This window comes from Marinifilum sp. D737 (assembly GCF_026672275.1).
GTDB lineage: Bacteria > Bacteroidota > Bacteroidia > Bacteroidales > Marinifilaceae > Marinifilum.
The window spans coordinates 1-13,435 of record NZ_JANQCD010000014.1; the positions used below are offsets into that span (position 1 = coordinate 1).

Consider the following 13,435-nt stretch of genomic DNA (forward strand, 5'->3'; position numbering starts at 1 on the left):
CTGTGTCAAAAACAGACCTTTCTGTGTCATCCCCGAACCGTTTTGTGTCATAAACCGGGCTCTCTGTATCGTCCCCGCACTTTTTTATGTCGTCACCGACTTGCTCTGTGTCAAAAACAGACCTCTTTGTGTCATCCCCGAACCATTCTGTGTCATAAACCGGCCTCTCTGTATCGTCCCCGCACTTTTTTGTGTCGTCCCCGCCTTGCGCTGTGTCAAAAACAGACCTCTTTGTGTCATCCCCGAACCGTTCTGTGTCATAAACCGGGCTCTCTATATTGTCCCCGCACTTTTTTATGTCGTCCCCGCTTTGCTCTGTGTCATTAACACAACTTTTTGTATCGTCCCCGAGTTCTTCTGTGTCGTCGCATGCCTTCCCTTACATGTCAAGCATCTTCGAGATGCCAGACATATTTATACCAACATTATTTATTTCTTCGTTTGTTTCAAAATTTGCCTGAAAGGCATAGATCATTCCAGCCCAGGGGAAAGGAGTGAAAACGACTGCCGCCCTGGGGTAATGGGTTCTACAAATAATCGTCGCAACTGGGTTTGTTGTTTTGTGTGGATTGTTTGCTGCGACGAAATTAGATGGTTTCTTTTGTCTTCAAGCCAGACGGGCTGTTCTTTTATCATTGCTATAAAAGAACCAATCCCGATAGTGATCGGGACTAGGTGTAAGCACTCGGTGACCCATCACGGCTCTATGATGAAAAGAAATAATAGTTGCGTTCGTACCTCACTCCATAGAATTTCTTTTTAATCATCATGTTTCGCCTATGGGTGCCCCACCTGCGTTGCTCATACCGAAATGACTTGAATGGTAAGTATGATCAAAGAATTGATAACACTCACTCGATGTGTATTATAGAGTTGATTTAGGAGCGCTCCCCATTCTAGGGGAACCGTAGCGAAGCGGAGCTCGTGAACACAATTGAAAAACTCACATTGAAACCTAAAGATTTAAATTGCACAGCAAGACACATACATCACCAACATTATTTATTCCTTCTCTTGTTCCAATATTGGATGTAGTGATCCTGAGAAATCAGACCTATGGAGCCCGAGTAGATTCCTCCACCTTGCATGCCATCGTAAACACGCACCACAATGATATTTTTTTCGCTGCTGCTTAATAGCTTTGTTGGCAAATAATAGCCTCTTAGTTGTTGCCACGAATTGGAGCGTTCGTGAACGGTTTGCGGTTTGAATTCACCCGACTGTCCTACCAAAACGCCATTTACAAACACCTGGTCTATGTCATCAATCTTGCCCAGGATCAGTACCATTCTGTCTTTTGCAAATTCTTCTTTCATTTTAAATTCCAGGGCATAACAGGCATAGCCATCGTAGTTTTTATAACCCTGATCTTCCCAGTTACCCGGAACAATAATCTCATCCCAATTTTCCATTTGGTCGATACTTTCGTGTGCATACTGCCCCGTTTTAAATTTCCAGCTTCCGCTCAGGTCAACATCCAGGGGAACTGCATCAACATCCATCATTATGGCAATATTTCCATGAACAATTCCACCTTCTCCTCCATCGTCGTACACACGCACCGCAATGGTATTGGTTTCACGAATTAAATCGGCAGGAATATTATATCTTCTGTTCGAATTGTAGGCAGTAGAATAACGAGGAGGAAAATTCCCCGATTTCCCGATTCGTTTCCCATTCACAAACACCTCATCCACATCATCAATATTGCCCAACTGCAAATACAGGGCATGTTTATTGGGCAATTGTCTGGCATTAAAAGTAGTTCGATACCAGGCAAAGCCATCGTATCCATGGAAACCTTGGTTCTCCCAAGCCGATGGAACATCAATCCACTCCCAGTCTGAATCGTTAAAATCAGGATTGGCCCACTCCTGCTTATCGCCAATGGAAAATTTCCAGCGATGGCTTAAATCCATTACCTTTTTTAAATCCTGTGCAAAACTGATGCTTGCAGAACCCATTAAAAGGAACAGAATCAGGCTTAACTTGCTTAGTAGGGATGATATGTTTGAAGTATGAATCATTATTTAGATAATTTAATAATTAGTCGAACCAGTAATCCAAAAACTTTTGGAATGAACTTTTATTGTCCTTTAAGGATTTATCAATGATTGGACTCGCCGTTTCACGATCTGTAATTCCAATAGGTCCATCATAAATCCCTCCTGGTCCTGTATGATCTTTCACCATAATTTCAATGGTATTCTCCCCTCCTTTATTCAATAAATTATCGGGAATATCGTATGCTCTGAGTATAAGATGATCAGAGCCGTATGAAAATCTTCTGTGTTTTCTTCGCAACTGGTTGGACGATCCTATTTTTTCACCATTCAGATATACCTCATCCACGTCATCAATTCGCCCGGCAAACAACACCTGATCCCTGGTACTTAAATTGGCTGGATAGGTAAAGCTTTTGGTATAAACCGCTCTTCCGTCGAGCTGATTGTATCCCCTGGCTTCCCAAAAGCCCGGAACAAAAATCTTTCCTTCGCGGTAGGTAATCACTTTTCGATTGCTTTCATCCGCCTCGATACTGGTTTCGAAATCCCAATATCCCGAAAGGTCCACATTCATTTTAAACTGATCGGAATCGAAAGAAATATTAATCTCTCCTCCCGTTATGCCACCATCGTTGTAATCGTCGTAAACCCGAACGGCAATCAGGTTGGCACCTTCTTTATTTAAAATACTCTTAGGGATAGGATACATTCTTGGAATGCCAAAGGCCGTTTCTGATTTAGGCCCCATCTTCCCCGATGCACCTACCAGTTTTCCATTTACATACACCTGGTCGGCATCATCAATATATCCCATGTTTAAATAAACATACTGAGCCGATTTGGGAGGTGTAATGGTAAAAGTTCTGCGATACCATGCATATCCATTGTAATTCTGAAATCCATTCTGCTCCCACGATTGAGGGACAAATACCTTTGTCCATTTTGAATCGTTGTAATCGGGGCTGGCCCAGTCCGGATCATCCCCGATTGTAAATTTCCAGTATCCTTTCAGATTTACCAAGGATTTTAAATCCTTAGCATGTACATTACCCGCCGAGAATGCTATGATAATGACAAGTAGAAAAATCTTATTCAAACCCAATATTTTTATATTGCTATTCACTTTTATTTCTATTAACCTGAATTCTGTTATTATTTCTCACTGATTGCAAACTTCAAACGCAATGCCAATTCTTCTCCACTTAATGCTGCACTTGTTTTAATCTTCTTGTTTTCAAAGCTCTTACGGATTGCATCCTTTAGTTCTTCATCAAAACCGATCACCTTGCTAACCACCACTTCGTTGTTTTCATTTACAGTGCATCGCAATACAATCAATTCCGATTCTCCACTTCTTACATAGTCGGTAAAACTAACATGGCTGGCAACTTTTTTAATCTTCTTTAAAACTGCGCTTTTCTCTTTTTCTATTTTTTTGTTTTCAGGCGTAATTGCCATTCCTAAATTAACAGTTAACAAACATGCTAAAACAATCATTGTAATTTTTAAACTTTTCATGACCCTAATTTTTATAGTTTTTACATTTCGCTTAGAAATTTTTAGAAAATCGGAATCGCGCGCCTTCCGTTCTTTTCTAATCTTAAATTTCTAATGTAAAATTAGGGCTACTTTAAATCATAAGTGTCACGGCAAAATCAGCAATTGTCATAAATTGTCATCAACAGTGAACAGTGATCAGTAAACAGTGAATAGTGAACAATGAATAACACCAGAAAAACCTAGTATTCAAGCACAACCGACAACTGATAACTGATCATTGTTAATTGTACATTATTAATTGTACATTGCTAATTGCTAACTAAGCGATATCCTACTCCATGCACCGTTAATATGATCTTGGCATGATTTGGATCGTCTTCTATTTTTTGTCTCAGCTTCAATATAAAATTGTCGATGGTTCTTGAGGTGGGTTGATATTCGGTTCCCCAAACCTCATCCAACAAATCATCTCTGCTAACGGTTTTGTTCTTGTGATTCCACAGGTAGTGAAGAATTTCCACTTCCTTATGCGACATTTTCACCTCTTCTCCCTCAACAAAGCCTTCGAAGGATTTAAAATCCACGCTTAATCGTCCAAGTTCTATTTTTTCCACCTCATTGTTAGCCGATACATTCTGAGTTCGGCGCAAAACCGCACGAATCCTGGCCAACAACTCTCTCAAGCCAAATGGTTTGGTAATGTAATCATCGGCACCAAGCTCCAAACCCAAAACCTTATCAATCTCCTCTCCCTTTGCTGTAAGCAGGATAATTGGGGTTTGAATGCCTTTGGCTCTTGCTTTTTTACAAATGTCGAATCCCGAAATTTTAGGAAGCATTACATCCAGCAATACCAAACTGTATTGGTTCTCCATAATCTTGTTCAAGCCAATTTCTCCATCTTCGGCCGTATCCACCTCGTACGATTCAAATTCTAAATTGTCTTTTAAACCCATTAACATGCTGGGCTCGTCTTCTACTATTAAAATGGGATACATTTTCTATATGATTTGAAATGATACAATTTTTATTTTACCGGAAACAACAAGCTAAAGCAGGATCCTTTTCCAAATTCACTTGCCAGTTCAACTTTGCCATGATGCGCTTCCATAATGTGTTTTACAATGCTTAAGCCAATACCAGATCCTTTTGCCTTGTGTGCCAAATTGCCTGTTGTTACCCTGTAAAACTTATCGAATACCATTGGCTGATCTTTCTTCTCAATTCCAATGCCGTAATCCTTCACATCCACACGAACAAAATCTGCATCCATGCTGGTAATCAGCTCTATCTTTTTGATATCAGCACTGTATTTCATTCCATTGTCGATTAAATTGATGATGGCTTCGGCAACGGCTTCTTTGTCCAGCTTGATATCAGGAACCTGATCTGCCAATTGCAATTCAATCTCAAACCCATTCTGATCGAAATGGTCCTGGTAATTTGCCAGGATGTTCTCGATTTCGGCATTCAAATTCGTATTGGTAAAGTGATATTCTCTTTTCCCACGCTCAATTCTACTAAAATTCAGAATCTTATTCACCATTCTCGACAAACGGTTGGCTTCTGTATTGATTACCTTATAATACTCCATCTTCTTTTCTTCGGTGGGAATGCGTCCCATCTCAAGAGTTTCCGAATACATATTAATTAAAGCCAATGGCGTTCTGATCTCATGAGAAACATTGGAAATGAATTCTGTTTTCATTTGATTCAATCTAATCTGTTTCCTGATATTCTTGTAGACAAACCAGGCTGCCAAGAGCAAAATAAGATCCATCGCAATCAAAAGAACAATATTGGTACGCGTTCTTTCCCTTACCAAATCTTCAATGGTATTTCCTCGCATCTGAATGCCCAACTGGTAATCGGGAAACAACCAAATGTCCTTCTTCTGGGTGATATTTTTGTCCTCATCGGACTGAATCTGGTTGGCATACACTTCTTCTGTTTCGTTCTTAAACACAGAAATGTAGAAACGTTCCTGGGCCACCGACTGAATCTTTGGCCCCATATTTTCGCTAATAAATTTATCGGTATCAAGCAGTAGCAATACTGTTTTCGCAGATAAGCTATCCTTTTGCAAGGCAAATGCAAACAAACTTTTGCCTGCCAATGAATTGGGCAAAGCTTCAATTTTTCGATAACCACTTTTCACATATCGTTGTAAAAGCTCAATCTTATTCAGGTTGGCCGCAAAGTCAAGTTCAAGAGTTGAGTTTAAATTGGCCAAACTATCTTCCGGAATTTTCTCTTTTGTGAACAATTCAAAATCATCATCTCTGATTCCCACAGCATCTATCGAGTAATTTTTTAATAATAAAGTGTTGATGTCTTCCGTTTCACGCTCCAAACGATTTGCCCAACCACTCAACACATCATCCGAATATTGATTCAGGGAAAATAAAACCGACTCCAGTTGTCCTGTATAAATAGAATCGATAACCGCCTCGTTCTTACTTAAATTACTGATTTCGTAAGCAGAAAAGAACAAAGATGGCAGCACCAATATTAGAGTTAAAACAATACCGATTTTCAATCCGGGTTTTATCATTCGCTTTGCTTTTGTTTACCCAAATATAAGCATTAATGATGACGATAAAACAGATGAAGCTTTTCTGTGCCCATAAAACTTATACCAATTGTAGTATCAAATTGTCCAATTGGAAACGTTTAGATCCACACATCTTATTTAATTGTATAATTAATATTGTTCTCCACACTTAAACCTTTATGCTGCTTTTTGCGTAGACCTAATCTAATCCCCATTTTTTTTAACCTAAGTGATGTATTGATTTTGCGCTGAGCGATAATATTGGATATTTATAACATGACTAAAAACTTACAGTTATTTGCCCCTTTGAAACTTTGTTTGTTCATCATTTATTTCTTCTCTACAAATACGGTATATTCTTCGCCATCTAATGATCCACAAGCTGAAAACAAAAAAATTCTCATTCTGCATTCCTATCATGAAGGTTTCAATTGGACCGATAGAATAATGGAAGGAATCAATTCGGTCTTTGAACAAGAAAATGTTGAATTGTTTGTGAATTACATGGATACCAAACGGCTTGTTGACGAAGATTATTTCTCTCTGCTCTATCAGATATACAAACAAAAGTATGCCAAGCTGCAGTTTGATGCCATTTTATCCTCAGATGATCATGCTTTAAATTTTTTGCTTCACTACAAGGAGGATCTCTTCCCAGGTGTTCCACTTGTTTTTTGTGGAATTAATGATTTCCAACCAGAACGAATCGAGAATCATAAAAACATCACAGGGACATTCGAAACCTATGATGTATTAGGTACGATCAATCTTATTCGAAAACTGCATCCCAATCTTTCATCCATTGCTGTGATTAATGATGCCAGCATTTCGGGTCAGGCATTTCTAAACAGGGTCAATCGAGCCGAACAAATCCTGAAAGACTCTTTACAAATTGAATACTTATCGAATCTTTCAAAAGATAGTTTGCAGATCCGTTTGAGTCAATTGCCGAAGAATTGTGCAGTGATTTGGGGGATTTACATACAAACTCCATCGGGAAATGTTTTAACCCATAAGGAAAGTATCAATTTGGTGAAACAATCAACCAAACTTCCTGTTTATTGCATTTGGGATGTAGTTGAATCAGGAGTGATTGGAGGAAAAATTACCAGCCCTTTTTACCAGGGAGAAAAAGCTTCAAAAATGATTATGCAAATTTTGGCTGGAGAAGACATTTCGAAGATGGAAATTTCAGGAAGTCCAATGATTTACAAGTTCGATCATACCATGCTGAAAAAGTATGATATTTCAGAAGATGATCTTCCTTCCAATCGTGTCATTATCAATAAAGATGTTTCTATTTACGAGCAATACAAAAGCCTGATCTGGACTACTGCAATCATTATTTCAGTGCTCATGTCGATTATTCTTGGCCTATCTCATTTGCTTAAAAAAATAAGAGCAACAAGTAAAAAGCTCACACTTGCAAACCAAGAATTGGGAATCGCCAAAGACAAGGCAGAAGAAAGCGATCGTTTAAAAACCAGTTTTCTGGCCAATTTAAGTCATGAGATTAGAACACCCATGAATGGTATTGTAGGATTTACAGAGCTTCTAGAGTTTAAAAACATCAGCGCTGAAAAACAGAAAAAATATATCAACATGATTAAATCGAGCAGTCAACGAATGTTAGAACTGATCAATAATTTGGTTGATATCTCCAGAATAGAAACGAATCAGATTGAGATTATAAAAAGTAGTACCAAGCTCAATGAGGTAATAGAAAACATGTATCACTTCTTCTTGCCTATTGCTCAGAAAAAGAATTTAAAACTTCGATATACTGTTGATTCTTTAAATGAATTCCCTCTGATAAATACCGACCAAACCAAACTTGAACAGGTTATTTCCAACTTGCTAATTAATGCAATCAAATTCACCCAATATGGTGAAATTGAACTTGCCTGTAAAATGGAGAATAATCTTCTGACTTTTTCAGTTTCAGATACCGGAGTCGGCATAGATGAAAGCATGCACCATATCATTTTTGAGCGATTCAGACATGCGGAAAATAAATCAACAAAAACCGAAGAAGGAAGTGGATTGGGTCTTGCCATCTCTAAATCAATAGTGGAATTGATGGGTGGTGAAATTAGAGTGGAATCAGAATTGAATAAAGGTTCAAAATTCATTTTTACATTGCCATTTGAAGAGGTTTTGGAAAATCAAAAACAAAATTCAAGCTCATCGCAAGTGAGTGAATGAGGAACTTAAAATGGACAACCTTTCTACCTTTTCACTTTTCTACTTTTTCACTTTTCTACTTTTCTACTTTCCAGACTTATAAAAAACAAGCCATGACTCAAAATGAAATGAATCATGGCTTTTATTTTTCGAATTTCAGTTCGAATTACATTTTATCTCACTTATTTTCAGAATCATTGGCACATCTAACGACATCTACCTTGCCACCAAAATATTTATCCTTAAATCGTATAGCTACATTTACCAATGCAATTAAAACAGGTACTTCTACCAATGGTCCGATTACCGCTGCAAAAGCTACGCCCGAATTGATTCCAAATACCGCAATGGCTACAGCAATGGCCAATTCGAAATTGTTACTTGCTGCAGTAAAGGACAAGCTTGCTGTTTTCGAATATCCTGCCTTGAATTTGTGTCCCATAAAGAATGAGATCAGGAACATTACCACAAAGTAGATCACCAAAGGAATGGCAATACGCACCACATCGAATGGCAACTGCACAATGTATTCTCCTTTCAGGGAAAACATCACAAAAATGGTAAATAACAATGCAAACAAGGTAAGCGGACTAATTTTTGGAATGAATTTCTTCTGATACCAATCTTTTCCTTTTGCTTTGATTCCGAAGTAACGAGTAAGCATTCCTGCAAAGAATGGAATTCCAAGATATATTAATACACTCTCGGCAATATCGCCCATTGTTACATCCACTACCGAACCTTCAAGACCAAAATACTCAGGCAATACCGTAATAAACACATAAGCATATACCGAGAAGAACAGTACCTGGAATATGCTGTTAAAAGCTACCAATCCTGCAGCATATTCAGGATCTCCTTTGGCCAAATCGTTCCATACAATTACCATGGCAATACACCTTGCCAAACCAATCAAAATCAAACCAGTCATGTATTCAGGATAATCCTGTAAGAAAACAATTGCCAAAGCGAACATTAAAGTTGGCCCCAACAACCAGTTCTGCACCAGGGATAAGATTAAGATCTTACGGTTTTTAAACACATCTTTTAACTCTTCATATTTCACCTTTGCCAATGGAGGATACATCATGATCACCAATCCTATGGCAATCGGAACGTTTGTTGTTCCCACCGATAGTTTATTCCAAAATCCAGCCATGGCAGGAAAAAAATAACCTGCTCCCACACCTATTGCCATTGCAGCAAAAATCCACAAGGTTAGGTATCTATCCAAAAAGGACAATTTTTTATTTAAAGATCCCATAATATTTAAGTATAAAGTTTAAAGTATTCGGAATTGAATAATTATTAATTACCAATTATTCATTCCCCTTTACCTTATGCTTTCTTTAAAATGTATTCTTCATTGAATTTTGCAAAATCTCTTCTGATCTCATCACGAACACGACGGAATACATCAAAAATTTCTTCTTCAGTTCCTTCTGCATAAGCCGGATCATCAAAACCAATATGAAGACGGGTTCCTACTGGTCCCAGGAATGCCGGACATGCATCTTTAGCACCACCACATACCGAAATCAAAAAATCAACACCCTCATCCAGGAATTCATCTACCATTTTCGGACGGTGAGAACTGATATCTATTCCAATTTCAGCCATCGCTTTAATCGCTAAAGGATGCACTTGATCTGCAATCTTTGTTCCTGCAGATACAACTTCCAGTTCCGGATTAATATCTCTCAAAATTGCTTCACCCATCTGACTTCTACATGAGTTTCCTGTACACAACACCAATACTTTCATTTCTTATTTTATTTAAATCAGCTAAATAGCTGAGAATTTATTAACAAATTTTATTATCATCAGGAGTTATTTCTTCGAATAAATTGCCAAAAACTTGGTTTAATTTTTCGATTCCTTCTTTATTCAAGCAATACTTAATTTTCAAACCTTCCACGTCTCCCTGGATTAACCCAATAGACTTCAATTCCTTTAAATGCTGAGAAACCGTTGTTCTGCTTAGAGGTAAATAATCAGAGATATCACCGGAAATACAAGTTGGAGTCGAAGCTAAAAACTGTAATATGGCAATTCTCGCAGGATGAGACAGTGCTTTTGCCAATGAGGCAATTTCCTGCTGCTTTTCGTCAAATAATTCTAATTTCTTCATAGTTCTCCATTGCTTATTTCTAATGTCGCAAACATACGTCATTAAATTAAAAGTGCAAACAGATTCCTAAAAATTTACAATTTATTAACACCGAGCCAAGTCTAAAGCCACACATCTCTTCACTCATAACAAATTGAATATCACACCTACAAACTAAAAAAGGTCCTTCTCGCAATGAGAAGGACCTTTTCTGTAAATTATCTTGATTGCTTACAATCTAGACTCTAATATTTCTGCAACATCTGCCGCTGCAACATCAGGCAACATTCCAACATAGCCACGCTCAATAAATCTTTTAGAAATGATATCAATGCTGTCTTGTCCTACATTGTGATCTCCTAAACGAGTTGCAATGCCTACACTTTGGAAAAATTCTTCCGTTTTCTGAATTGCCAAAGTTTTTCTTTCTTCATCAGTCCCTTCCGTGATGTTCCAGATTCGTTCAGCATACTGCAATAATTTCTCACCACGTTGCTCTTTCAATTTGGTCAACAGTCCAGGAAGTACAATTGCCAAGGTTACGCCATGATCAATACCATGGAAAGCAGTCAATTCATGACCAATCATATGAGTTGCCCAGTCACTCTTAACACCCATTCCAATCAATCCATTTAAAGCCATTGTAGCTGCCCACATTAAATTGGCTCTGTTTTCATAGTCAGGAGTTTCGCTAGCCATTGCTTTTGGCCCTTCCTCAATTAATGTCAACAATAATCCTTCAGCAAATCGATCCTGAACAGGAGAGTTCACTGGGTATGTCAAGTACTGCTCCATTACATGTACATAAGCATCAACAATACCATTGGTAATCTGGCGCATTGGCAATGAGTAGGTTGTTTCCGGATCAAGAACTGAGAATTTTGGGAATAACAATGGATTTCCAAAAGCCAATTTCTCTTTTGTTGCAGCCTTGGTAATCACACCACCACTATTCATTTCCGATCCTGTAGCAGCTAAAGTTAAAACTGCTCCTAAATCTACTGCTTTTGTAATTTCAGCTCTTTTTGCCAAAATATCCCACTCATCTTCTCCCTCGTAGTAAGTAGCTGCTGCAATAAATTTTGTTCCATCAAGAACCGAACCTCCACCTACAGGCAAAAGAAAATCAATACCTTCATTTCTTACAATCTCAACTGCTTTCATTAAGGTTTCGAAATGTGGGTTTGGCTCAATCCCACCAAATTCTGTGATGTTATAATCTTTCAAAGCTTCCATAACCTGATCGTAAACACCATTTTTCTTGATGCTACCACCACCATAGGTCATTAGAATTTTTGCACCTTTAGGAATATGATTTCCTAGTTCTGCAATCTTACCTTTTCCAAACAGAATTTTTACTGGATTAAAAAAATCAAAATTTTCCATCTTATTAAGTTTAATTATTACTATTTCTTTTTCAATGCTTTTACAAGCTCTTTAGCCATTAATAAATCAGAAGCTGGATTTTGTCCGGTAATTAACCTTCCATCCACTACTACATATTCCTGCCAATTCGCCTTACAAGAGTATATTGCACCTTTTTCGATTAATGCCGTTTCCAACAAGTAAGGCACTTTTTGATCTGTTCCTATTGCTAATTCTTCCTGGTTACTGAATGCTGTAAGCTGTTTGCCATTTACCAAATAACTTCCATCACTTAGTTTTACATTTAATAAGCCTGCCCCACCATGACAAACAGCACAAACCACCCCATCATTCTCATAAATTTCTGAAGCTACTTTTGCGATATCTTCATCAAAAGGGATGTCGAATACAGCTCCATGACCTCCTGGAAAATAAATGGCATCGTAGTTTTTTGCAGAAATATCTTTGGGATGATAGGAGTTCAGGAATTTATGCCTGGCATCTTTGTCTTTAAAAAAGGATTTTACTTTCGCATCATCCAAATCCAATTGTTTAACAGGAACTTCTCCTCCTTTGGGTGATACAAAATCAATTTCAATTCCATTTTTTATCAAGTGAAAATATGGAAGGGCTACCTCCAGAACGTAACATCCCGACTCCCATCCTTTTTCATCTTTAAAATGACTTGTTAATGCAAATAAAACTTTGGCCATACTTTAAAATTATTTTCACAACAAAGGTATGCCTCATTTTTGTATTAATAAACTTATTCTTTTTATACATTTGTATAAATAAATTTATAGATGTATGGTAAATCTGGAATGGTACAGGACATTTAAAGCGATATATGAGCAAGGAACACTAACCGGAGCGGCAGAAATTCTGCTCATCACCCAACCAGGTGTAAGTCAACAACTCACTGCACTTGAAACTTATATGGGAGTTAAGCTGTTCGAGCGAAAACCCAGGAAAATGTTACCTACTCCGCATGGAATACAACTTTACAACCAAGTTGAAGAAGCCATATTGCAGTTGGAAAAAACGGAAGAGAATTTCAAGCGAAAAAGCTTAATCAATCGTCCTACCGCCAGGGTAGGCATGTCGATCGAAATGTTTAACCATGCTTTTGCCAATATTCTAGATGATCTGGAAATGAATGTTGAGTTTACCTTTGGAGAATATGAAGACCTTCAAGCCAAACTATTTGCCAAAAAATTGGATTTGACCATTACCACACTGCACCACAATTACCAGAATATAGAATACAAACACTTTTGCCAGGAGGCATTACTATTGGTAAGCAGCAAGCATCTGGATACCATCCCTTTTAACCGATTTGTTTACGAGAAAAAATTAGATGAAGCTGAGAAGTGGCTAAGCCAGCAAAACTGGTATTCCTACACTTATACAATGGAAACCATTAAATCGTTTTGGATGCAAAATTTTAAGAAAAAGCCTTATTTTAAACCTCGCTATGTGATTCCCAATTTAAGTGGGATGCTACAATCGATTCAGTTGAACAAGGGGATTTGTATATTGCCTTCGAGTTTATGCCAGGAATTATTGGATAAAAAAGAAATTATTGAAGTTTGGCAAGGTATAGAAACCACCTACTACAATAAATATTTTGCCATAAATACACAAAGCAAAAACCTGAAACAGGCAGAAGAAATCATAGAAATCATTATTAATAACAATACATGTAAAACTCATTAA

Annotated in this window: 12 protein-coding genes; 2 read left to right on the top strand and 10 right to left on the bottom strand. The window is 37.7% G+C overall.

Translation table 11 applies throughout. The features are described 5' to 3' along the window. Positions 1-998: 998 nt before the first annotated feature. The 5 genes from NQ163_RS09965 to NQ163_RS09985 all read right to left on the bottom strand — a co-directional run bounded on the left by NQ163_RS09965 (position 999) and on the right by NQ163_RS09985 (position 6,060). Positions 999-2,027 (bottom strand): beta galactosidase jelly roll domain-containing protein, encoded by a 1,029-nt coding sequence (locus NQ163_RS09965; protein WP_268190193.1) that lies wholly within the window; start codon positions 2,025-2,027, stop codon positions 999-1,001. Between the two features lie 19 nt (positions 2,028-2,046). Beyond that, a complete protein-coding gene (locus NQ163_RS09970; RefSeq protein ID WP_268190194.1) occupies positions 2,047-3,102 on the bottom strand; it encodes a beta galactosidase jelly roll domain-containing protein in 1,056 nt (351 codons plus the stop codon). A 56-nt stretch (positions 3,103-3,158) separates the two neighbouring features. Further along, entirely contained in the window at positions 3,159-3,524 is a 366-nt protein-coding gene (locus NQ163_RS09975) for a hypothetical protein (protein ID WP_268190195.1), read from the bottom strand. A 290-nt stretch (positions 3,525-3,814) separates the two neighbouring features. Then, positions 3,815-4,504: a response regulator transcription factor gene (locus tag NQ163_RS09980; protein WP_268190196.1), complete on the bottom strand. Its 690-nt coding sequence runs from the start codon at positions 4,502-4,504 to the stop codon at positions 3,815-3,817. Between the two features lie 29 nt (positions 4,505-4,533). Beyond that, entirely contained in the window at positions 4,534-6,060 is a 1,527-nt protein-coding gene (locus NQ163_RS09985) for a sensor histidine kinase (RefSeq protein ID WP_268190197.1), read from the bottom strand. A 276-nt stretch (positions 6,061-6,336) separates the two neighbouring features. Between NQ163_RS09985 and NQ163_RS09990 the strand changes: the two genes are divergently transcribed. Next, positions 6,337-8,265: a sensor histidine kinase gene (locus tag NQ163_RS09990; protein ID WP_268190198.1), complete on the top strand. Its 1,929-nt coding sequence runs from the start codon at positions 6,337-6,339 to the stop codon at positions 8,263-8,265. A gap of 157 nt (positions 8,266-8,422) precedes the next feature. On the opposite strand, the gene arsB is transcribed toward NQ163_RS09990, so the two are convergent. From arsB to NQ163_RS10015, 5 genes are all read right to left on the bottom strand, one after another. After that, on the bottom strand, positions 8,423-9,478 hold the full coding sequence (gene arsB / locus NQ163_RS09995) for an ACR3 family arsenite efflux transporter (RefSeq protein WP_326493322.1): 1,056 nt from the start codon (positions 9,476-9,478) through the stop codon (positions 8,423-8,425). A gap of 104 nt (positions 9,479-9,582) precedes the next feature. Then, a complete protein-coding gene (locus NQ163_RS10000; RefSeq protein WP_268190200.1) occupies positions 9,583-10,008 on the bottom strand; it encodes an arsenate reductase ArsC in 426 nt (141 codons plus the stop codon). Positions 10,009-10,048: 40 nt separating this feature from the next. After that, positions 10,049-10,375, bottom strand: coding sequence for an ArsR/SmtB family transcription factor (locus tag NQ163_RS10005; RefSeq protein WP_268190201.1), 327 nt, complete (start codon positions 10,373-10,375; stop codon positions 10,049-10,051). A 210-nt stretch (positions 10,376-10,585) separates the two neighbouring features. Next, the gene (locus NQ163_RS10010) at positions 10,586-11,740 is read right to left on the bottom strand and encodes an iron-containing alcohol dehydrogenase (protein ID WP_268190202.1); all 1,155 of its coding nucleotides are present in this window, start codon (positions 11,738-11,740) and stop codon (positions 10,586-10,588) included. Between the two features lie 20 nt (positions 11,741-11,760). After that, positions 11,761-12,432, bottom strand: a complete 672-nt coding sequence (locus tag NQ163_RS10015) for a type 1 glutamine amidotransferase domain-containing protein (RefSeq protein ID WP_268190203.1) — start codon at positions 12,430-12,432, stop codon at positions 11,761-11,763. A 94-nt stretch (positions 12,433-12,526) separates the two neighbouring features. Here NQ163_RS10015 and NQ163_RS10020 point away from each other — a divergent pair, with 94 nt between their 5' ends. Next, positions 12,527-13,435 (top strand): LysR family transcriptional regulator, encoded by a 909-nt coding sequence (locus NQ163_RS10020; protein WP_268190204.1) that lies wholly within the window; start codon positions 12,527-12,529, stop codon positions 13,433-13,435.

Coding starts and splice junctions, on each gene's coding strand:
- NQ163_RS09980 (WP_268190196.1), bottom strand. CDS start 4,504: ATGTATCCCATTTTAATAGTAGAAGACGAGCCCAGCATGTTAATGGGT.
- NQ163_RS10020 (WP_268190204.1), top strand. CDS start 12,527: ATGGTAAATCTGGAATGGTACAGGACATTTAAAGCGATATATGAGCAA.
- NQ163_RS10005 (WP_268190201.1), bottom strand. CDS start 10,375: ATGAAGAAATTAGAATTATTTGACGAAAAGCAGCAGGAAATTGCCTCA.
- NQ163_RS10010 (WP_268190202.1), bottom strand. CDS start 11,740: ATGGAAAATTTTGATTTTTTTAATCCAGTAAAAATTCTGTTTGGAAAA.
- NQ163_RS09985 (WP_268190197.1), bottom strand. CDS start 6,060: ATGATAAAACCCGGATTGAAAATCGGTATTGTTTTAACTCTAATATTG.
- NQ163_RS09990 (WP_268190198.1), top strand. CDS start 6,337: ATGACTAAAAACTTACAGTTATTTGCCCCTTTGAAACTTTGTTTGTTC.
- NQ163_RS09965 (WP_268190193.1), bottom strand. CDS start 2,027: ATGATTCATACTTCAAACATATCATCCCTACTAAGCAAGTTAAGCCTG.
- NQ163_RS09975 (WP_268190195.1), bottom strand. CDS start 3,524: ATGAAAAGTTTAAAAATTACAATGATTGTTTTAGCATGTTTGTTAACT.
- NQ163_RS10000 (WP_268190200.1), bottom strand. CDS start 10,008: ATGAAAGTATTGGTGTTGTGTACAGGAAACTCATGTAGAAGTCAGATG.
- NQ163_RS10015 (WP_268190203.1), bottom strand. CDS start 12,432: ATGGCCAAAGTTTTATTTGCATTAACAAGTCATTTTAAAGATGAAAAA.